Genomic DNA, 21,187 nt, shown 5'->3' on the forward strand with positions numbered 1-21,187 from the left:
GCGTAACCTTACGTGCCGACGATGACCCGTACGGCTGCCTCCATCCATGGCGGGAAACCTGACGGCTTCCCTCGGGGCGTCCGTCCAGGACGCCGCCGCCTACCGCGGTTAGCCGCCCTTCTCCAGCCGGGCGATCATCGGTGCGCGCGCTGCCATGATGATCTGCGCTGCGCGGTCTTCATCCATCCCCTCGATATCGATCATCTCGTCGACCGCGAGGTCGCCAAGATCATCCAGCGTGTCGATGCCGCGCTCCGCAAGAGCGTATGCGGTGGCCTCGTCCATGCCTTCGAGATTAAGGATCTCCTCGGACGGACGGTGATCTTCGATATCTTCTTCGACCGCAAGCGCCGCGGTAAGCAGAGCGTCACGGGCACGAGCGCGCAGTTCCTCGACGATGTCTTCGTCGAAGCCTTCCACCGCCAGCAGCTCCGCACTGGGTACGTATGCAATTTCCTCGACGCTGGAGAAACCTTCCTGCACGAGGATGCTTGCGATTTCCTGATCGACTTCCAGGCGCTCCATGAACAGCTTGAGCGCAGCTTCCTGTTCGGCGGCACTCTTGGCGGCGACCTGATCCTGCGTCATCACGTTGAGCTGCCAGCCGGTGAGCTTGCTGGCAAGACGAACGTTCTGACCGCCACGGCCGATGGCCTGGGAGAGCTTGTCTTCAGCAACCGCGATGTCCATCGAGTGCTTTTCTTCGTCCATGATGATGGACTGCACTTCGGCGGGCGCCATGGCGTTGATGACGTACTGGGCCTGGTTTTCGTGCCACAGGATGATGTCGACGCGCTCGCCATTGAGCTCGTTGGACACGGCCTGCACGCGCGAACCACGCATGCCGATGCATGCGCCGATGGGATCGGTACGGCTGTCGTGTGCGACCACGGCGATCTTGGCGCGGTCACCCGGATCACGGGCGCAGCCCTTGATCTCAACCAGACCCTGGCCAACTTCCGGCACTTCAAGCTTGAACAGTTCGATCATGAATTCCGGTGCGCTGCGCGAAACAAACAGCTGCGGACCACGGACTTCCGACTTCACTTCATAGAGGTAACCACGCACGCGGTCACCCACGCGGGCCGATTCGCGGGGAATCGTCTTGTCGCGCGGAATGAATGCCTCGGCGTTGCTGCCCAGGTCGAGGTAGACGTTGCCGCGCTCAACGCGCTTGACGATGCCCGTGACCAGTTCGCCGACGCGGCTCTCAAAAGCTTCGACCACCAGCGCGCGTTCCGCTTCGCGGATGCGCTGCACGATGACCTGCTTCGCAGCCTGCGCCGTGATGCGGCCGAAATCGGCGTTGGGAATCGAGCGTTCGATCGTGCCGCCGACTTCAACCGGGCCGCTGACGAAGACCGAGCCGGCGGCTTCCGCTTCGGCTTTGGCCTCCGCAACTGCATCCAACGCGTCCATGAGACGGAGGTGGGTGTGCGGCTCCATATCGCGCTCGTCGTCAGCCACGATGTCCCAGGTACGGAATGTCTCGTAGTCGCCGCTCTTGCGGTCGATCTCGACGCGGACCTTCGGCTCTTCGCCCGGATAGTTCTTTTTGGCAGCCGAGGCCAGCGCAGCTTCCAGTGCTTCGAAAATGATTTCGCGCGGCACGCCCTTTTCATTGGCGACCGCATCGACTACCTGCAACAGATCATGGGACTGGGACATCGCCGCTACTCCGGGGGCGCTCACTGCGCCCCATCGTTTCATTGTTTTGGTTTTTTCTCGCCGCCTTTCTTGGGCTGCGGGGCATAGCCCAGCGCCACCCAATCAGGCACCACACGGGCGCTTTCCACGTCCGCATGATCGAATTCGAATCGACCCGCTTCACCTTCAAGGACGATTTTCTCGCCAGCGACCTCAATGACATTGCCCTTGAGACGGCGACGTCCTTCCATCGGTGCCTTCAGCAACACCTTGACCACCTGACCGGACACGCGGGCGAACTGCTCCGCGGTGAACAGCGGACGATCAATACCGGGCGAAGATACTTCCAGTACATAGTTGCCAGGGATCGGATCTTCAACGTCAAGCATGGCCGACAACTCGCGGCTGGCAGCCTCGCAGTCTTCCACGGTGACTTCCCGCCCCTCTGCATCCAAATACACGCGAAGCGTGTTCTGGCCATCAGACGGACCATATTCCAGACCGAGTACTTCCACGCCGGTATCGACGAGAATCTCGGAAAAACGCTTTGCGAGTGCTTGGGTATCCACGGTGCCTTTACTTTTCCGGTCGCCAGAAACAAAAAATGGGCTCCAGCGGCCCATTCCCTTTCGTCGCCGATGTATCCCGACACTTTCCCGCCGTAGCCACTTCCATTCCTTGACGGAGAGGGAAGAAATACCACGCGACGCATCCTTGCGCCCAACAAAAAAGCCTCACGAGGAGGCTTTCTTGCGAAAGAAAGATCTGGGCAACGGGCCTGCCCGATGGTGCCTGGGCGAGCGTGTTTCCGTTACAGAAGATGCGCTGATTATAACGACCTCTGCGCGCCAGACGCAAGGCACGGGTTGGCTAAACGACTGTTCACAAAGCCCGGCCACCCGGGATGGATTCATCGCCGAACGCGGCAGCGCAGCCAGCACAACGCCCTTGGCGGGCAAGGTTGCGCCCTCTACCATGGCCGGCCGCCTGCCCCACCGATCACTCTCATGCGCTGCAAAGACTGCCAGTCGGGCTACCACGCCCCTTATGACCGCTTCGAGCGGCTGGGCCTGCGACCGGACGGACCTTCGTTTCTGATGAAGTGCCGTCAGTGCGGCGCCCTGTGGAGCGAAGCCCCGAAGGGTGCCACTCTCATCCATCGGGCGGACGCCCGGCTTCTGTATCCGGACGCCCGCCTCTGAGCCTGTCTCAGCGCTGCTCAGCAGACGCCTGCTCCTGCTGTATCTGAGCCTCGGCAAGCTGTCGGCGAACCACTGCCTCGAATGCCAGCGTCGGCCGCATGGGCTCGCCACGAAGCGCTCCGAACAGATTGCGGGTCACCTGAATGGGCGTGACGATGAGCCCCCAAGGCACACCCCACCAGCCCAGAAGGCCCGAATAGGCCAGACCAGCCAGCTGCGACTTGCGCCCGCAACTGCGGCAGCTTACTGCGCGCCGGCTGCTCCACTGGGTCATCAACAAAAACGAGTGGACGCGGTGCTGCGAGTAGACATCCACGCTCCCGGTGACCCGCTTGCAGCGGGGGCACGGGCCATTGCGCCACTTTTCCACGTACTGCTGCAGGACGTGGACAGGAATGCGATCGGCCACAACCAGAATGGGATGGGCCTGCGCGCAGTCACCGCTGCAATAGCGACGACCTTCAATCGTGTGCCGCGCGAAAAGCATGGTCTTTCCGCAATTACTGCATTCGCTCATGTTTCTTCCTTGTGTCCCCCCGGGGAGTCGCAAGGTAGCTGATACAGCTCAAATGTCCAGATCAGTAGTTGAGTCGCCACGCCAGCAGATGCCAGCCCACCGCGAAACACGACGCCGCCACGCAAGCCAGCAACAGCAGCACGCTCCCCACCTTCCCCGTGAACTGGCCCGGCATCCGCCAGGCCTGCCAGGCATGCAATGCGGCGGCCAGGGAACCGATCACTGCCAGAAGCGTCAACACCTGTACCGCTCGAATCCATCCGTCAGCGTGACCGGTGGGCTGCCACATCAGCAACGCCCAACCCGCCGCAGCCAGCAGGAACAGCAGCGCCACCACGCGCGTGGCCGTATACCAGCGCGACGCTACCGTAACGCCGCCATCAGCCTGTCGGCGGCGGCGCGCGGCCGTGATCGGCCAGAAAACCAGCGCCACCAGGAAGCTGGCCATGATGGCCCCCAGCGCGATCAGCATCGCGACGGATTTCGCACCAGACGTGGCGGGCAGAAACACCTCACCGGGCGCCAGTTCGTCAATCGACAGCCAGCGCACCTTGCCGTCAACCACCGAGGCGGCCAGGTGCGAACCGGTCGCGTCGTCAAGCCACACGAAGGGCCGCACTTCGCGCCAATGGCGCGGCTTGCCTGCGGCGTCGGGGAACATCGGGGTAATCAGCGTGCCATCGGCCGCCAGGTCGATGCGGTTCGCCGGGTATTGGGAGCGCGCGGCCAGCCAGCTGGCGCGAGGCTGTCGGCTGGACACCCAGAACCCTTCGAGAAGACGGCCATGCGGCACAGCCGTGCCCAGCGTCGGTGCCTTCTGTTGAGGCAGCGGGGGGAAGTACCGGTCGGCAAATCCGTCCAGCAGACGCTGGCGAAGACAGCAACTCGCGCGCCCGCTCACGGCAATGAAGAGGCCGGTATCTTCGGCCGGAAACCATGCCAGCTCGCTTTGCGCGCCAGCCATGTCGCTGCGCTGCCCCACGATCACCTGGCCGTTGCGATCCATGCGCTGAAGACCGAGCGCCATGGGCGACAGGCCGGGCACCGACACTGAGGCGAACTCGCGCATGGCCTGCGCGGTGCCGGGGCGAAGAAGGCCCTGGCTGCCGTCCATATGGGCAAGCACGAAACGCCCCATGTCCTCACCGCTGATCGACAGACCGCTGGCGGGCACGGCCGAGCGCACTTCAAACGAGGTGCCTGCCACGTGGGGCGCAAGCGCGGGCGGCAGGGGTTGCAGGAACGAAGCGTGCTGCATGCCCAGCGGACGGAAGATGTGTGTGTCCATGTACGCAGCGAAGGCCTGGCCGGAAACGCGCTCCACGATGTAGCCCGCCAACGCCACGCCATAGTCCGATTGCGCCGCGACCTCTCCCGGCGGATACACCCGCTCGGGCAGCGATGCCTTCACCCACTGCCCGAGCCACGCGGGGTCATTGGTGGATGCATCGGCGGCCGTGCGCACCACGTCCTTGCTGACGGCATCGAAGCCGGAGGTCTGCGTCAGCAACTGGCGCAGCGTGACCGGCTTGCCGTCGAACGCCGGGATGGAAAAATCCAGATACCCGTTGATGTCGGCATCCAGATCCAGCCGCCCATCACTCACCAGTTGCATCACGGCGGTGGCAGTGAATGCGGTAGACGTTGTGCCAGCACGAAACATCGTGATGGCCGGGTCCACAGGCGTCTTGCGTGATGGATCGGCCAGTCCGAAGCCGCGCGCCGAGATCACCTCGCCGTGTCGCACCACCACGATCACCCCGCCATCGGTGTGGGCGCGGCCGGGATCGCTCGCGATCAGCTCGTCCAGCCATGTGTCCAGATCGGCCTTTGCAAGCACATGCCCGCCCAGTGGCACGGCGACGGCCGCCTTCTGCTCCGGCAGCGGTCGTATCTGGATCTGCGCCAGCACGGGAACAGCAACACATGCGGCCACACCAGCCAACACTACGCTTAACGCCTGCTTGAGCACGGTCTCTCCTTTTCGCCGCAGCGGCGCGGAACGCATCGGGGTCGGAAAGAATGGTGCCATGCCCGTCGCCCTGAAAGGCGTGAAACAGATGAACGGGTGTGGACCGTGGCAAGGCCATCACATTCTCATCCGCTACCATGCGCGCCCACCACGCTCACTCAAAGGTTCCGCGCTCGTGCATCGTCTTGTTTTCCTGCTAGCCTCGCTGGCCTTTCTGGCCGGCTGCGAAGGTGGCAGCCAGAGTTGGTCCGTGGACAATCCAACTGGCGCGCCGCTGTCGCTGATGATCGACGACAACGACATTGATGTACCGCCACGCGGACATGTGGAGGTGAGCCTGTCGCCCGGCGAACACACGATGAAGGGCGCGACGACAGGCGCGCTGACGTTTATTGTTTATGTGCGTGGCAAGGGCGGCATCATCAATCCCACGCTTGGCGATTACGTCATTGCGCAGGAAGCGTACGTCACGGACGCCTCCAGGCTGAAAAACTTCGCACAGCTCAAAGACCGCATCACGCTGGACGGCGTGCCGTTCGAGGGCGGATTCCGCCAGTCCAATGCGCTTTTCATCGACAAGGCCTGGACGTTCGGCATCGATGAAGATTTCCCCGATAGCGTCACCGGATACGACGCAGGCAACGGCGGCAACTTCTTCGTCAAAGTATTTCGCGCATCCGATTTCGTCGCGTACTACCAGATGCGCTACGACGCGCCAGACTATGTGACGACCCATCGCCCGGCCGTACCGGCACCCATCGAGAAACGCCATCCTGAGCCGCCGCCGGCCACCCTGCCCGTTATCGGTGCTGCCGCTTACGACGATCACACAGGCCCGTTGCGCGCCATCTACACGCAATACCTTCAGGCGTCGGAACCTGCGCAACAGAAGACGTTGCAGAAGGCCGCGTTCGACGCGCAGATGGCCTATATCCACCAGATCGCCACGGCAGGTTCGCAGGAAACCCGCGAGGTCAACGAACGGGCCAACGCGTTTACCCAGGCGTTTGACAACGTGCTGGGCGCCTCTGCGCTCATCAAGCGCTGAGCGACGCGAAATAAATTGCGTGTCGAAGGAAGGCTCTTGATACCTATTGCGGTGCGGCACGATGGAAGACGAATCGGCGGCACGCCCCAATGCGCCCATGATGCAATGCAGCGAAAGCATCACTTACGGCCAGGCATGAGCAATATGCATAACTGAAACCCCGGGTTTTCCGTTGTTCCCATCGAGGGCCAACCGCAGCATCCGCTTCCATTGCGCCCATCCGGGGCGGTGTTTGTGGGGTTGCTGTCTGATGATCGTTCGTCGCGTCGCTATGTGTTCGTTTGCGCTGGCCTCCAGCTCGTTTACCCCTGCGGTGCTGGCTCAGTCCACTGCCGACTCGGTTGCATCCACCGGGTCCGCGAAAGGCCCCGTAGACAAGTTGCGTGACGAAGGCATCGCACTGCGCTTCGTGCTTTCCAATGACTATGCAGCAAGCGTGCGTGGCGGCGAACGCTTGGGCGGAACGAACGGCGGCGGTGCCGTTGGCGGCGCCGATCTGGACATGCAAAAGCTGTTCGGCATCACCGGCGGCAAGATGCACATCACCTTTTCCCGTTATTACGGCCACAGCGTGGCCGCCGATGATGTGGGTGTGTTGCAGAAAATCCAGGGTTACTGGTACCCGAAGCGTCAGTGGGAACTGGCGCAACTGAGCTGGGAACAGCAGTTCGCGCAAAGCCATCTGAACCTGCTGGTGGGACGCATCAACGCAACGTGGCAGTTCGCGCGCTCCACGTATGGCTGCCGCTTCGTTGCTGCACAGGACTGCCCCTTCCAGCTCACCAACACCACTGGCGGCTTCAGCGGCTTTCCCTATGTGAACTGGGGGGCCCGCCTGAAATACCAGCCTGACGCGCGCTACATTTCCATCGGTGCGTTTGAGGTCAACCCGGATCGGCGCAACAACAATGGCGTGAACTGGGGTCTGAACAACGCCACGGGCGTGATGATTCCGGTGGAAGTCGGTTATGAAACGACATTCGCCTCCGATCCGTATCCGCGCCACCTGAAGATCGGCGGCTGGTACAACTCGGCCGCGTTCACCGATCCGCGCTTGAATACACGGGGACTTCCGCGCGCACTGGCGGGCGGTACGGCGCGTACGTATGCCGGCGGCCGTTACGGTTTGTATGTGCTGGGCGACAAGGTCATCTACAAGCCAGATGCCAACAGCAACACACGCAACGTCGCGATCTTCGGCTCGGTGACCGGCCCGCTCGACAACGCGGAAACCTATTCGATGCAGGCCACCGGTGGCGTGATCTGGAACGGCCCCATGGCCAGACGCCCGAATGATTCGCTGGGCTTCCAGGCAACGCTGTTCCGCTTCAGCAAGAAAGAAGTGGGCTACGAGAACGACCTGATCGCGAAACAGGGATCAAGCGAGCGCTTCTCGCGCAACGAAACCATGCTGGAACTCAACTACAGCTACAAGCTGTTCCCGGTGGTGAGCATCGTTCCCAACGTGCAGTACATCATTCATCCGGACATCCTGGGCAACACCGCCGGCATGAACCGCGTACCAGCCAACGCGCTGGTCGTCGGCCTCCGTGCGATGCTGAACATGGGCGGCCCGGGCAGCCAGTGACATAATCGACTTTCCCATTCCAACGTGGCCTTCACGTGGACCTGAAACACCTTCAGAGTTTCATCCGCATTGTCGAATTCGGCAGCCTCACGCGTGCCGCCGCGACGCTGGATGTATCCCAGTCGCTGCTCAGCCGTCAGGTGCGCCAGCTGGAAATGGAACTGGGCACGCATCTGCTGGAACGCAACGGACGCGGCGTCAGCGCCACCGAGGCGGGGCGTCAGCTGGTTGAACATGGCCGCGGCATCCTGCGTCAGGTGGAAGTGGCCCGGCTTCAGCTGGGCCAGGCACGTGGTGCGCAGGGCGGCAAACTGGCCATCGGGCTTCCGCCCAGCGTGGGTGCGTTGCTGACCGTTGATCTGGTGATGCGCTTTCGTGAGCGTTATCCGGCAGCGCAAATCAGTGTGGTGGAAGGACTGAGCGCCAGCCTGCTTGAATGGTTGCAACTGGGACGCCTGGACTGCGCGCTGCTGTACAACCCGCCCGTGAATACCAACATGCGCTATCGCCATGTGCACTCCGAGCCGCTGTATCTCATCGGCAGTCCGCGTTCCGGACGCGATCTCCCCGACAGCGTGCCGCTGGCCACGCTGGGCGACTATCCCATCGTGATTCCGTCGCAACTGCATTCGGTGCGTCAACTGATCGAGGCAGACGCCGCGCGCTATGGCGTTTCCCTCGACATCACGCTGGAAATTGATTCGGTGCGTTCGCTGCTGGATCTGGTGGAACGTGGCGTGGGATACGGCGTGCTTTCGCGCAACGCCGTGCTGGCCCGACGCGGTGCGCATGGGTTGCGTGCCGCACCCATCGTGAAGCCGAACATCGTCACGCGCCTGGTGGTTGCCACGCCCACGCAGCGCCCGGTCAGCACCATCACGGAAAGAACGCTCGAACTGGTGGACGAAGCCATCGCCCGCGGCATTCTGGACCCCACGTTCGGCGCCATACCTGACGCGTGAGCGCCATTGTTGCGATGCAGCATATGCATGTCTCGCACCACGTCATGCAGATTGCGCATAGCAGATAGTTTGGCTATCGCGTTGTTCGACACGTACCGCCGGAACACCATCGACACGGTCACCCCTCCCCGGATCGTCGCGCGATGGCTTATGAAATTCCCTGCTGGTACATGCGTGGTGGCACATCGAAAGGGCCGTTTTTTCTGGCCCGCGATCTGCCCTCCGACACGGCGCTTCGCGACGCGGTCATCCTGGCGGCCATGGGTTCACCCGACGCGCGGCAAATCGACGGCCTGGGTGGCGCGCACCCCCTGACCAGCAAAATCGGCATCCTGTCACTTCCCACAGACGGCGTTGCCGATCTGGATTTCCTGTTTGCACAGGTAGGCATCGCAGAAGGCACGGTCGATACCACACCCAATTGCGGCAACATGCTGGCCGCCGCGCTGCCTGCTGCACTGGAAGCCGGCCTGCTCCGCGGTGACGAAGGCACGACGACGCGCCGCGTGCGCACCCTCAATACGGGCGTCATCGCCGAAATCGCCGTTCTCACTCCCGGCGGCACGCCCACGTACGACGGTGTGGCCAATATCGACGGGGTACCGCATCCCGGGTCACCGATCTCGTGCGGGTTCCTGGATACCGCAGGTTCGCTGACCGGCAGCCTGCTGCCCACGGGCAACACACGCGATGTAATTGATGGCGTGCCCGTCACGCTTATCGACAACGGCATGCCCGTGATGCTGATTGCAGCGGCCGACGTTGGCGTGACGGGGTACGAATCCCGCGAGGAACTGGATGCCAATACGCCTCTGAAAGCCCGCATCGAATTACTGCGTCTTGCCGCCGGTCCATTGATGAATCTGGGCGATGTGTCGCGCAAGCCGGTACCGAAAGTAACACTGGTCGCTGCGCCTCGTGCTGGCGGTGCACTTTGCACGCGCACCTTCATTCCTCACGACTGCCACGCCGCCATCGGCGTACTGGGAGCCGTCACCGTGGCCACGGCAGCCGTGATGAAAGGCTCCGTGGCGCACGACGTTGCGAAACTCGTCGATGACGTTGACCACGTCCGCACGCTGTCCATCGAACACCCCACGGGTGAGTTCAGCGTTGAGCTTGCGCTCGACGGCGACCGCGTCGTCCGTGCCGCTCTTTTGCGTACCGCTCGTCTTCTGATGCGCGGCGGCGTGCCTGTTTCCCCTTCCCTCTGGCGCGGCCCGCGCGCCTGACGCCATCTCTTCAAGGAGTTAACCGATGTCCGATCAAAAGACCGCGCTGGTCGTCAGCGCTCACTCCGCCGACTTTGTCTGGCGCGCTGGCGGAACCATTGCGCTGCATGCCGCCCAGGGATGGAAAGTCCATATCGTCTGCCTGTCGTTCGGCGAGCGCGGCGAGTCCGCCAAGCTGTGGCGCCAGCCCGGCATGACGCTGGAACGGGTGAAAACGGATCGCCGCCGCGAAGCCGAAGAAGCCGCCGCGATCCTTGGTGCGGAAGTGTCCTTCCTCGACATCGGCGACTACCCGATGCGGGCGGATCTGGACGTAGTATTCAGGCTGGCAGCGATCTACCGCGAACTTCGTCCGTCGTTCGTGCTCAGCCATTCACTGAAAGACCCGTACAACTTCGATCACCCGCTTGCCACACACGTGGCGCAGGAAGCGCGCGTGGTGGCGCAGGCACACGGCCACGAGCCGCAGCAGGCCGTGATCGGCGCACCGCCGGTGTTCCTGTTCGAGCCGCATCAGCCCGAGCAGTGCGAGTGGAAGCCCGAACTCTTCCTGGACATTTCGCCGGTATGGGAGAAGAAACGCGCCGCCTTCGAAACGATGCGTGCGCAGGAACACCTGTGGGAGTACTACACCCGCGTCGGCCTCCAGCGCGGTGCGCAGGCCACGCGCAACTCCGACTTCAAGATCCAGTACGCCGAAGCATTTCAGCGCATCTTCCCCCACGTCACGCAGGACACACTGGCATGACCGGCATCGTTGTCCGTCACCGTCCCGATGTGGCTGCCGGACAGGCCTCTGCCTTGTCCGCGCTGGGCGTCGCCACGGTACACGAAGCGCAGGGGCGCACCGGATTGCTGCATCCGCATATCCGTCCGATCCAGCAGAACGTCGCGGTGGCGGGCGCTGCGGTGACGGTGCTGGCTCAGCCGGGCGACAACTGGATGCTGCATGTCGCGGTCGAGCAATGTCGTGAAGGCGACATCCTTGTGGTGGCCTGCACCACCGAAAACCTCGACGGCATGTTCGGCGACCTGCTGGCCACCTCGCTCATGGCCCGTGGTGTGCGCGGCCTGGTGATCGACGCCGGTGTACGCGACACGGCGGAACTGCGCCGCATGGGCTTCCCTGTCTGGTCGCGTGCCGTCAACGCACGCGGCACGGTCAAGGCCACGCTGGGCTCGGTCAATGTGCCCGTAGTGATCGCCGGCCAGGTGATTCGTCCGGGCGATGCCGTGGTCGCTGACGATGATGGTGTGGTGGTCGTTCCTCACGAAGACATCGACACCACCATCGACGCCGGCCAAAAGCGCGAAGCCAACGAGACGTCCAAACGCGAACGCCTCGCCGCAGGCGAACTGGGACTGGACATCTACGACATGCGCCCGAAGCTCGAAGCCATGGGCCTGCGCTACATCGACCACCTTTCCGAAGAGAAGAACTCATGAAGAGCTGCCTTCCTCCCGATCCGAATCCGACCGCTCCACTGACCGCGCTTCCGGCAAATTCGTGCGATGCCCATTGCCATGTATTTGGCCCCGCCAACGTCTTCCCGTACGCGGATGACCGCAGCTATACGCCTCCTGATGCGCCCCTGGAACACCTTGTGGCGCTGCACGACTTCCTCGGATTCGACCGTGGCGTGATCGTGCAGGCAAGCTGCCACGGCACCGACAACACCGCCATGATGGATGCCATCGCGCGCGGCGCGGGTCGCTATCGCGGCGTGGCCATCGTGGACGATCACATCGACGAGCGGGGCCTGACCGCCCTGCACGACGGTGGTGTGCGTGGTGTGCGCTTCAACTTCGTCAAGCACCTCGGGGGCGCGCCGGACATGGCGGTGTTCTGGCGTGTACTGGAGCGCGTGAAAGCGATGGGCTGGCACGTGGTCCTGCATCTGGATGCCGGCGACATCGTGGAACTTCAGCAAGTTCTTTCGCGCATTGAAGTGCCGTTCGTGATTGACCACATGGGCCGCGTGCTGGCCTCGCAAGGCGTTGAACAGGAACCGTTCCGCCTGCTCGTGGCCCTGATGCGGGATAATCCGCTCGCGTGGGTCAAGGTATGCGGCGCTGAACGCGTATCCGTCGGCAAGCGTCCTTTCGACGATGCCATTCCTTTTGCCTCCACGCTTATTGAAGCGGCACCCGACCGGGTGCTGTGGGGCACGGACTTCCCCCACCCGAACATCTCCAAAGACATGCCCAACGACGGCGGCCTGGTCGATCTGATGTTCCGTTTCTGCCCCGACGAAGCCTTGCGCCAGCGCCTGCTCGTCGAGAATCCGGCACGTCTTTACGACTTCGCCTGATCGTTTCGCCTGACCCTGAAGAGAAAGCGCATGTCCGATATCGCCACGCCGCAAGTCACCCCTCCCCCGGTAAAGCCGCGAAAGCCCCTGTACCGGCAGCTGTATATCCAGGTGCTTGTCGCGGTAGTGATCGGCGTGATACTCGGGTATCTGTCGCCGCATTACGCCGTGGCGATGAAACCGCTGGGCGATGCCTTCATCGCATTGATCAAGATGGTGATCGGCCCGATCATCTTCTGCACCGTGGTGACTGGCATCGCCGGCATGCGTGACATGCGCAAGGTCGGGCGCGTGGGCGGCAAGGCGCTGATCTACTTCGAGGTCATCTCCTCGGTGGCCCTGCTGTTCGGACTGGTGGCAGGACACATCTTCCATCCGGGCAGCGGATTCAACGTGGACAAGACCACGCTCAACCCGGCCGATGTGGCATCCATTGCAGCTCAGGGGCACAACATCGAGTCGATCGGGTTTGTGCTTTCCATCATCCCCACTACCTTCGTCAATGCGTTTGCACGCGGCGATGTGTTGTCGATCCTGCTGATCTCCGTGCTGTTCGGCTGCGCGCTGGCATCGGTGGGTGAGCGCGGAAAGCCCGTGTTCGATGTGATCGAGGCCGGCGCACAGGTCTTCTTCAAGATCGTGCACTACATCACGGCCATCTCGTCCATCGGCGCGTTTGGCGCCATCGCATTCACCATCGGCAGCTATGGCGTGGTTGCCCTGTTGCCGCTGGTGAAGCTGATTTTCAGCTTCTATATGGTGTGCGTCATCTTCGTGCTGCTGATACTCGGGCTCGTGGCGCACCTCACGGGCTTCAGCATTCTTCGCTTCTGTTCGTACATCAAAGACGAGTTGCTGATCGTACTGGGCACGAGTTCCTCGGAGGTGGTGCTGGCTCCGCTCATGCGCAAACTGGAGGAGCTGGGTTGCCCGAAGTCCACCGTGGGCCTCGTGGTGCCGACCGGTTATTCATTCAACCTGGATGGCACCAACATCTACCTGACCATGGCCATTCTCTTCATCGCCCAGGCGCTCAACATTGACCTGACGCTGGAGCAGCAGATCACCGTGGCCATCGTGGGCATGCTCACGTCCAAAGGTGCCAGCGGCGTAGCGGGCGCGGCACTGGTGATGCTGGCCTCCACCCTCAGCGTGGTGCCGGTCGTGCCGGTGGCGGGCATGGTGCTCATCCTTGGCATTCACCGCTTCCTGGGAACCGGACTTGCCATGACCAACCTGGTCGGCAACGGCGTGGCCGCCATCGTGGTGTGCGCATGGGAGAAGGAACTGGACCGCGGCAAGCTGGCAAGCACGCTCGACGCCCGCACGTAACGCCTTTACCCAGCGCGCCTGCCTTCGAAGCCCGCCCCGCGCGGGCTTCGTTTTGTTTGGGCCGCTGTCCGGTACGTCGCGCGTACATGTCCGCGGACACATCGCCGGTTCGCGCAGCCCTGTGTTTATGCGGCATGCAAGGCACACGAGGCTTGGCACATCCGTTGCAGAGATGAATTCGCAAAGCCCGGGGGACCGGAACGAATTCGCCTCATGCCCACCGCTCGCCTCCGCGTGCGGCAAAGGACGCTCAACGATGCCACGCTTGACGCTGTTACCGCTCGCCGCTGCCTTGGGTCTGCTCTGCGCACCCGTCCACAGTGAAGACCTGCTCGACGCTTTTCGCCAGGCCGTGGCGAACGATCCCGTGCTTGCCACGGCACAGGCCACGCAGCGCGTCACGGCCGCCGGCGTTCCGATTGCGCGGTCGGCCCTGTTGCCGCAGGTGTCCGCCACCCTGGGCCTGACCCAGTACCACGGCGGCGACGGCTCGACCACGAGCACGGGCGGCACGGGAAACATCATTGACACGGGTGCGGGTGGACACGTTCGCGAACGTGCGGCCGGTGTAAGCCTCCAGCAGCCGATCATCAATCTGCCCAACATTGCCAACTTGCGCGCGGCGCAGTCGGCTCGCGATTCGCAGGATGAGACCGAACGCGCGGCGCTCCAGGCGCTGTACGTGCGCGTGGCCACCGCGTACTTCAATGTGCTGATTGCCGAGGATGAACTGGACGTCGCCAAGTCTTATGAAGACGCCTATAAGCAGGAGTTCGATCAGTCTACCGAGCGCTTCGCCGATGGCCTCGCCGCCGCATCCGACGTGGCGCAGTCGCGTGCTTATTACCACTACATCAAATCGCAGCGCGTCAGTTCGGAAACCGCGCTCAAAGATGCTAACCGCGCGCTCCAGCAGATCACCGGGCAGACCACGCCGGTGCTCAAGAGGCTGAAAGAAGACATGCCGATGGAACTGCCCGTACCCAACGATGCGAAGGCATGGGTCGACGCGGCCATGCAAAGCAACCCGAACATCCTGGCCGCCAACCACACCGTAGACGCCGACGAGCACCGCGTGAACGCTGCTCGGGCCGGTCACGCGCCAACGCTGGGCCTTGGTGTGGGCTACAACAAGTACGGCAGTTGGTCCAACGTGCGTGCCGGCGCGGCAGGTTATGGCCCGGGCACTACATCCATCGGGCTGAATCTGACCATTCCCATTTTCAGCGGCGGCCTGACCCAGGCGCAGGTGCATCAGGCGATCGGTCAGCGCGACGCCGACGCAGGCCTGCTCGAAACACAACGGCGCCAGGCCGCACGCGACGCGCTCAACTACTACAACCAGATTGTCGATGGTGTGGACCAGGTGGCGAGCGCCCGCGACGCCGTGGACGCCGCCGGCAAGGCACTGGAATCCATGCGCGCAGGTAACGACATCGGCACGCAGAGCCTGACCAACGTGGTCGTGGCCATTCAGCTGCTGGCGGAAGCGAAAAGCGAATACACCGTCGTCCGCCACAACTTCGTGCTCAATCACCTGCTGCTCAAGCAGGCTGCCGGCACTATCGAACTGAAAGATCTGGAGGACGTGAATCGACTGCTTCAGTAAAGCGAACGCTGACACGACGTGGCCCAATCAACCCCGATATTACGCTTGACGTAATACGTCAAACGAAATATTCTCGCCAGCACCAACAGCCTACGCATTCTGTCGAGGCGCATCGCCTCGTCCCACACGTGCAGGCCCCGTCCAATGAAGCCTCATTCAGGAAGAACGGGGCATCACATGATCAGGAGCTTCAAGGGCAAGCGCGCAGCCGAGTTGTTTGCGGGGCGATGCCCCAAAGTCATGGAGTCCTGCCGCGGCACAGCCGAGCGCAAGCTCGCTTACCTGGATGCGGCAAGCACGCTGGAGGACCTGCGCGCCCCACCCGGCAACGCGCTGCATGCACTGACGCACGACCGGGCAGGACAACATAGCATCCGCATCAACGGACAATATCGGGTGTGCTTTCGCTGGGATCAGGGCGACGCCTTTGACGTCGAAATCGTCGACTATCACTAGACAAGGAATTTACCGTCATGACCAAAAACACCATGCGCCCCGTGCATCCAGGCGAAGTGCTCCGGGAAGATTTTCTCCGCGCACTGGGCATCACCCCGAATGCACTTGCCCAGGCACTGCGTGTTCCCGCCACACGCGTGCACGAGATCGTGAAAGAGCGCCGTGCCATCACCGCCGATACGGCAGTGCGCCTGGCCCGCTATTTTTCCACCAGTGCAGAACTGTGGATGAGTCTGCAGACCACCTACGATCTGCGTCTGGCAGAAGAAAGTGTGGGCGCCAAAATTCTTCAGGAAGTGCAGCCGCTCAATCCCGCGTAACCGGTTCCGGCGCGCACACCAGGGAGCCCAGAAAGGTCAGCACGTGCTCCGCAGCCGCAACAGCTGCCACCTGCAACAGGAAATGCGGTGCCGTCACGTCAATCACCTGCGTGTCGGGCTTTGCCCGCAACACGGTATCCATGGCCACGGCCGGCACCACAGCATCTTCGGTCGCGCGCATGTAAAGCACCGGCACCATGGTGGCCTGAAATTCACGGGTAACGTCCACCTTCCCCACTGCCAGCAAACGATGCCGGATAACGGCCGGTCGTACCGTCTTCATGGCCCTCTGAAACAGCGCACGGCCCGACGCGGTAGAAAAGCGGCCAAAGAACGGACGTGAAGGCAACAACGGCAACGCCGGCGGCATCCACACGCGACGCACCACCCCAGCAAGGAACCCGAGCCGGGGACGCGGATTGCGCAGGAAGGTACAGCACAGAATCACCCCTCGCAGTGAGCGCGGCCGTTCGCCTGCAAGCAGTATGGCCACCGGGCCGGAGAATGATTCGGCAAGCAACACGAAAGGGCGATCCAGTGGCAACAGCGGGCGAACCACATCGGCCAGCTCTGGATAGCCCAGCAGCCTGTCTGCGGGGTAGCTGACGACCGTGACGTTCGCCCTGCCCCCCAGTGCATCAATAAAAGGCCCGAACAGCAGACCGGAGCCATCCATGCCGGGCAAAAGAATCACTTCAGGCAGATCGCCCGCCCCGTCCTGCGACAACCTATGCACCGCAAGCTCCTTCTCTTAGCATGGGTTCATTGTCACATTGAAGGCATCGCCATGGTCTGGTCGATCTTTGCCCGCTTTCACGAAAGGGCCGACATGACGCCGCACCTGCCCGTGACCACCGATTTTCCGCCAGGCGCTCAATTCATCATCAAGGAATTTGACGTACCGTTGGTTCACATTCCGGGCGAGGGCTACTTCAACTGGTTCGGGGGCAACCCACGAACATATGACCCAACCAACCTGAAGGTCGACAACCATTGGCCAGCCACATCCTTTGAAGAATGGGTCGCGTTGATTGCCGATTCCATGTGAGTTCGATGGTTAGCGAAACAGGTCTGGAGGCTTCACCATGACATGGTCCCGCACATCGCTGGTTGCCGCCCTGGCAATCCTTGCCCTGCCCCACACGGGCATGGCCCAGGAGAAAGCGACGCTTTCTGCCTCGCAGTCCGACCCGCAACGCATGGGATGGATGCAGGGTTCGCCTCCGCCTGACGACAAGATCATCCGATTCTCCGACCCGGACTATTTCAGCTTCCCGAAACTGCGCTGGACGGTATGCCATATCCGCCAACTCATGCCCACCATGGGGGTCAGCCGCGGTTCGGGCGCGCCCGTGATGCTGGAAAGCAGGAACGACCCGGCGATTGACGCGCTCACGTTCACACCGCTCGGCAACTCTGCAAAGATGACGTGGCACGAATCGCTTTCTGCCAACTACACCGATGGCATCGTTGTGTTGCACAAGGGCAAGATCGTTTACGAACGCTATTCGGGCTGCCTCAATGACGAAGGGCAGCACAGTGCCATGTCGGTGACCAAGTCGGTCACCGGCCTGCTCGGCGAAATACTGGTGGCCGAAGGCAAGCTGGACGACACTGCGCGCGTCAAAAGCATTGTGCCGGAACTTGCCAACAGCGCATTCGGTGATGCCACCGTCCGTCAGGTGCTCGACATGACCACCGGCCTGAAATACAGCGAAGACTATGCTGACCCCGACGCCGATGTCTGGACGTATTCAGCGGCCGGCAACCCTCTTCCCAAGCCAGCCGATTACACCGGACCACGCACGTATTTCGACTATTTGAAGACGGTCACTAAAGAAGGCACGCATGGCGCCGCCTTCGGATACAAAACCATCAACAGCGATGCACTTGGCTGGATCATTGCGCGGGTGTCCGGAAAGTCGGTTGCGCAACTGCTGTCCGAACGCATCTGGAGCAAGATGGGTGCCGAACAGGACGCCTATTACACCGTCGACTCCATCGGCACGCCGTTCGCTGGCGGCGGTCTCAATGCCGGCCTTCGCGACATGGCACGCCTGGGCCAGCTGATGCTCGGTGGCGGCGTCATCCATGGCCAGCGCCTCTTTCCGCAAAGCGTCGTTGACGACATTCGCCGGGGTGGCGATAAGGCCGCATTCAAGAAAGCCGGCTATCAGCCCCTGCAAGGCTGGAGCTATCGTGACATGTGGTGGGTGACGCACAACCCGCATGGCGCCTTCATGGCGCGCGGCGTGTACGGCCAGGCCATCTACGTTGACCCCGCGGCCGATATGGTTATCGCCCGATTCTCATCCCATCCGATCGCCAGCAATTCGGCGAATGACCCGACCTCGTTGCCCGCATATGACGCCGTGGCAAACTATCTGATGACACGCTGATGCGTGTATCGCGAACAAGCTCGCTCCACAAAAGGCGACTGCTCATTGGCGGGGAAACGCGCCCACCTTGATGCGGATATAGACGGCCATACCCAGGGGCACGTAGCTCCAGAAGAACACCGTCACCGGATACCCCGCATACGCGGTGGCCAAAACGGGCACCCATGGCATTACCAGTGCGAGCGGCCAGATCATTCCCAGATATCGGTTGAACGATACGAGCACAATCAACAGACCCACGGCCGTCGTGGATGCGTTGTCGGTGATGATGGCGCCCCAGTCCACGACACGCTCCTTCTGATGCGATGCAGAACCGAAGTTTATTGCGCGACGCGCTCCAGCTTCCAGCCACCGTAACCCATGGACGCCACGCTTGCATGAAGGATGGGCTTTGAGGTGCTGGACACATCAATGGCCAGTTCGTTGTCTGGCACGAGGGCTTCGGGAACGCCATCGTCGGGACCAACGCCAATCGAATGCCGCCCTTCTTCGATATACATCGTCACCATCTGACCACCACCCACCGTAGCAACGAGCTTGCGGTCAACGTAGACGCCCAGCGGAAGCGAATCCACACCCACCCACGTGCCCCGTTCAACGGTCACCGGGTAACGCCCTGCTGCCGGCGAAAGCATTGCCTGATCCTTGATCGAAGGTCGAACCGGCGCACACGCTGTCACCAGCATGGCCACTACCACGATCCATTCCTTGCGCATGTCGCCCCCCGCTCAGTGATCCGCAGAGCCTATCTTATGGCGACAGGCGAACTTGTTCCACGAGCGCCTGCGCTGCGGCCGCAACGTGGAAAATGGCGAGTCGATCACAAGCGCGCTTGTTGGGACGTTCGTGTGGACGAATATCGCGCGCAAAGAAAAAGGCGCGAACCGGTGGTTCGCGCCTTTTAGAAAACTGGTAGCGGGGGCAGGATTCGAACCTGCGACCTTCGGGTTATGAGCCCGACGAGCTGCCAGACTGCTCCACCCCGCATCAGATTCAGCAATTATAGGTAGGTGGCTCGATTGTTGCAAGCCATTTGTTGCGATTGCACGAAACTATTTTTGCGACGGTGTGGCGACGTTGCATCACGCATAAAAAGAAGGCGCCTTTCGGCGCCCTCCTCTCACTTTATACAAATGCTTTCTGACACCACGCGAACAGCGGACCCCAGGTAAAACCGAGGACCAGCAGCGCGAGTGCATTGAGCGAAAGCACCCAGCGAACCGACAAGTCAGACTGCGGACGAACGTCCGTGCCTTCGGTCGGCTTGTCGAAGTACATGACCTTGACCACGCGCAGGTAGTAGTACAGACCGATGATCGCGGCAACCGCACCCACGATGGCGAGCCACAGCATGCCTGCGTTGATGGCCGACTCCAGCACCAGCAGCTTGCCGTAGAAGCCAAACAGCGGCGGCACGCCAGCCAGCGAGAACATCACCAGCAGCATCAGGAAGGCGAACCACGGCGAACGCTGGTTCAGGCCCTTCAGGTCGTCGATCTCTTCGCATTCAAAGCCGGCACGAGCCAGGGCGAGAATGATGCCGAAGGCTGCGGCGCTGGTGAGCGCGTAGCTGATCGCATAGAACATCGCTGCCGAATAACCTTCCGGCGTGGCGTTGACCAGGCCGATGAGCAGGTAACCCATGTGCGAAATGGTGGAGTAAGCAAGCAGACGCTTGAGATTCGTCTGCACGATGGCCACGAGGTTACCGATGGCCAGCGAAAGCACCGCCAGCACGGCGATCATCAGCTGCCACTGGTGCACCAGCACTTCGCTGCCACCTGCCACGCCGACGCTGCCCATGCCGGTTGCCAGCAGGCGGTAGGCCATGGCGAATGCAGCGAGCTTCTGTGCCGAACCGATGAAGATCGTGACCGAGGTCGGGGCGCCCTGATAGACGTCCGGAATCCACATGTGGAACGGAGCCGCGCCCAGCTTGAAGCCGATGCCCACGATCATGAAGATCAGGCCGAAGGTCAGCAGCTGCGGCCATTCCGTGCTGCCAACGGCGGCATGGATGGTGGCCAGATCAAGGCTGTGCGTTGCGCCGTAAACCATCGACATGCCGTACAGCAGCGAACCGGAAGCCAGCGCGCCAAGCACGAAGTACTTGATGGCCGCTTCGGACGACAACGGGGAGTCACGATTCAGTGCCACCAGTGCATACGACGACAGCGTCAGCAGTTCCAGGCCCAGATACACGGTGACAAGGCTGCCAGCCGAAATCAGGAACAGGATGCCGACCGTCGCAAAGATGGTCAGCGTGTAGAACTCGCCGAACGGAATCGCACGGTCGCGCAGGTACGGACGGGCATAGACGAAGATCAGTGCCGTGACCAGAAGCGAGAAGACCTTCAGGATTTCGGCAACACCGTCGCGGATGAACATGCCACCAAAGGCGGTCACGCTCTGCGGCGGCTGGCCGTCGATCACCAGCCAGGCGGCGACCAGCAGGACAATGATGCCCAGCCAGTGGATAACGCCCTTCTGGGCAGGCTTGAGAAACGCGTCCAGTAGCAGCAGCACGCACGCTGCGACCACGAGATAAATCTCGGGGAGCAGGATCAGGATGTCATTGACGTTGGGCATGA

At 62.1% G+C, this 21,187-nt stretch carries 22 protein-coding genes and 1 tRNA gene; 14 read left to right on the forward strand and 9 right to left on the reverse strand.

Annotated elements, in window-relative coordinates; all coding sequences use genetic code 11:
• Positions 1-108 precede the first annotated feature (108 nt).
• Positions 109-1,668: a transcription termination factor NusA gene (gene nusA, locus FHW69_RS06900; protein ID WP_183422338.1), complete on the reverse strand. Its 1,560-nt coding sequence runs from the start codon at positions 1,666-1,668 to the stop codon at positions 109-111.
• Positions 1,669-1,706: 38 nt separating this feature from the next.
• Positions 1,707-2,216 carry a ribosome maturation factor RimP gene (gene rimP, locus FHW69_RS06905; RefSeq protein ID WP_183422788.1) on the reverse strand — a complete coding sequence of 170 codons (510 nt, stop codon included), beginning with the start codon at positions 2,214-2,216 and terminating at the stop codon, positions 1,707-1,709.
• A gap of 438 nt (positions 2,217-2,654) precedes the next feature.
• Between rimP and FHW69_RS06910 the strand changes: the two genes are divergently transcribed.
• Positions 2,655-2,849, forward strand: coding sequence for a hypothetical protein (locus tag FHW69_RS06910; protein ID WP_183422339.1), 195 nt, complete (start codon positions 2,655-2,657; stop codon positions 2,847-2,849).
• A 7-nt stretch (positions 2,850-2,856) separates the two neighbouring features.
• Here the strand turns inward: FHW69_RS06910 and FHW69_RS06915 are convergent, their stop codons facing one another.
• Both FHW69_RS06915 and FHW69_RS06920 read right to left on the reverse strand, forming a co-directional pair.
• Complete coding sequence (locus FHW69_RS06915; protein WP_183422340.1) at positions 2,857-3,366, reverse strand: hypothetical protein; 510 nt, start codon at positions 3,364-3,366, stop codon at positions 2,857-2,859.
• A gap of 61 nt (positions 3,367-3,427) precedes the next feature.
• Positions 3,428-5,398 (reverse strand): serine hydrolase domain-containing protein, encoded by a 1,971-nt coding sequence (locus FHW69_RS06920; protein ID WP_183422341.1) that lies wholly within the window; start codon positions 5,396-5,398, stop codon positions 3,428-3,430.
• A 115-nt stretch (positions 5,399-5,513) separates the two neighbouring features.
• Between FHW69_RS06920 and FHW69_RS06925 the strand changes: the two genes are divergently transcribed.
• From FHW69_RS06925 to FHW69_RS06975, 11 genes are all read left to right on the forward strand, one after another.
• On the forward strand, positions 5,514-6,386 hold the full coding sequence (locus FHW69_RS06925; protein WP_183422342.1) for a hypothetical protein: 873 nt from the start codon (positions 5,514-5,516) through the stop codon (positions 6,384-6,386).
• A gap of 250 nt (positions 6,387-6,636) precedes the next feature.
• Positions 6,637-7,974, forward strand: a complete 1,338-nt coding sequence (locus FHW69_RS06930) for a carbohydrate porin (protein ID WP_183422343.1) — start codon at positions 6,637-6,639, stop codon at positions 7,972-7,974.
• A 35-nt stretch (positions 7,975-8,009) separates the two neighbouring features.
• Positions 8,010-8,936, forward strand: a complete 927-nt coding sequence (locus FHW69_RS06935) for a LysR substrate-binding domain-containing protein (protein ID WP_183422344.1) — start codon at positions 8,010-8,012, stop codon at positions 8,934-8,936.
• A gap of 143 nt (positions 8,937-9,079) precedes the next feature.
• A complete protein-coding gene (locus tag FHW69_RS06940) occupies positions 9,080-10,168 on the forward strand; it encodes a 4-oxalomesaconate tautomerase (RefSeq protein ID WP_183422345.1) in 1,089 nt (362 codons plus the stop codon).
• A gap of 25 nt (positions 10,169-10,193) precedes the next feature.
• On the forward strand, positions 10,194-10,916 hold the full coding sequence (locus tag FHW69_RS06945; protein ID WP_183422346.1) for a PIG-L deacetylase family protein: 723 nt from the start codon (positions 10,194-10,196) through the stop codon (positions 10,914-10,916).
• Entirely contained in the window at positions 10,913-11,614 is a 702-nt protein-coding gene (locus FHW69_RS06950; RefSeq protein WP_183422347.1) for a 4-carboxy-4-hydroxy-2-oxoadipate aldolase/oxaloacetate decarboxylase, read from the forward strand. Before FHW69_RS06945 ends, FHW69_RS06950 begins: the two co-directional genes overlap by 4 nt.
• Positions 11,611-12,480 (forward strand): amidohydrolase family protein, encoded by an 870-nt coding sequence (locus tag FHW69_RS06955; protein WP_183422348.1) that lies wholly within the window; start codon positions 11,611-11,613, stop codon positions 12,478-12,480. The genes FHW69_RS06950 and FHW69_RS06955 overlap by 4 nt, the downstream gene beginning before the upstream one ends.
• A 30-nt stretch (positions 12,481-12,510) precedes the next feature.
• Complete coding sequence (dctA, locus tag FHW69_RS06960; protein WP_183422349.1) at positions 12,511-13,812, forward strand: C4-dicarboxylate transporter DctA; 1,302 nt, start codon at positions 12,511-12,513, stop codon at positions 13,810-13,812.
• 256 nt (positions 13,813-14,068) lie between these two features.
• Positions 14,069-15,421 (forward strand): TolC family outer membrane protein, encoded by a 1,353-nt coding sequence (locus FHW69_RS06965; protein ID WP_183422350.1) that lies wholly within the window; start codon positions 14,069-14,071, stop codon positions 15,419-15,421.
• Positions 15,422-15,598: 177 nt separating this feature from the next.
• A complete protein-coding gene (locus FHW69_RS06970) occupies positions 15,599-15,877 on the forward strand; it encodes a type II toxin-antitoxin system RelE/ParE family toxin (protein ID WP_183422351.1) in 279 nt (92 codons plus the stop codon).
• Positions 15,878-15,894: 17 nt separating this feature from the next.
• A complete protein-coding gene (locus tag FHW69_RS06975; protein WP_183422352.1) occupies positions 15,895-16,197 on the forward strand; it encodes a HigA family addiction module antitoxin in 303 nt (100 codons plus the stop codon).
• Here FHW69_RS06975 and FHW69_RS06980 read toward each other — a convergent pair.
• Entirely contained in the window at positions 16,184-16,933 is a 750-nt protein-coding gene (locus FHW69_RS06980) for an alpha/beta hydrolase (RefSeq protein WP_183422353.1), read from the reverse strand. The genes FHW69_RS06975 and FHW69_RS06980 overlap by 14 nt on opposite strands.
• Before the next feature lie 51 nt (positions 16,934-16,984).
• On the opposite strand from FHW69_RS06980, the gene FHW69_RS06985 reads away from it, so the two are divergent.
• The gene (locus tag FHW69_RS06985; protein WP_221195452.1) at positions 16,985-17,245 is read left to right on the forward strand and encodes a hypothetical protein; all 261 of its coding nucleotides are present in this window, start codon (positions 16,985-16,987) and stop codon (positions 17,243-17,245) included.
• Positions 17,246-17,282: 37 nt separating this feature from the next.
• On the forward strand, positions 17,283-18,596 hold the full coding sequence (locus FHW69_RS06990) for a serine hydrolase (RefSeq protein WP_183422354.1): 1,314 nt from the start codon (positions 17,283-17,285) through the stop codon (positions 18,594-18,596).
• Positions 18,597-18,638: 42 nt separating this feature from the next.
• On the opposite strand, the gene FHW69_RS06995 is transcribed toward FHW69_RS06990, so the two are convergent.
• From FHW69_RS06995 to nuoN, 4 genes are all read right to left on the reverse strand, one after another.
• Positions 18,639-18,881, reverse strand: a complete 243-nt coding sequence (locus FHW69_RS06995) for a hypothetical protein (RefSeq protein ID WP_183422355.1) — start codon at positions 18,879-18,881, stop codon at positions 18,639-18,641.
• 35 nt (positions 18,882-18,916) lie between these two features.
• Positions 18,917-19,312: a hypothetical protein gene (locus FHW69_RS07000; RefSeq protein ID WP_183422356.1), complete on the reverse strand. Its 396-nt coding sequence runs from the start codon at positions 19,310-19,312 to the stop codon at positions 18,917-18,919.
• Positions 19,313-19,506: 194 nt separating this feature from the next.
• A tRNA-Met gene (locus tag FHW69_RS07005) sits at positions 19,507-19,583 on the reverse strand.
• 138 nt (positions 19,584-19,721) lie between these two features.
• Positions 19,722-21,185, reverse strand: a complete 1,464-nt coding sequence (gene nuoN / locus FHW69_RS07010; RefSeq protein ID WP_183422357.1) for an NADH-quinone oxidoreductase subunit NuoN — start codon at positions 21,183-21,185, stop codon at positions 19,722-19,724.
• Positions 21,186-21,187 lie beyond the last annotated feature (2 nt).

Origin of the sequence: Luteibacter sp. Sphag1AF (genome assembly GCF_014192715.1) — a bacterium.
GTDB lineage: Bacteria > Pseudomonadota > Gammaproteobacteria > Xanthomonadales > Rhodanobacteraceae > Luteibacter.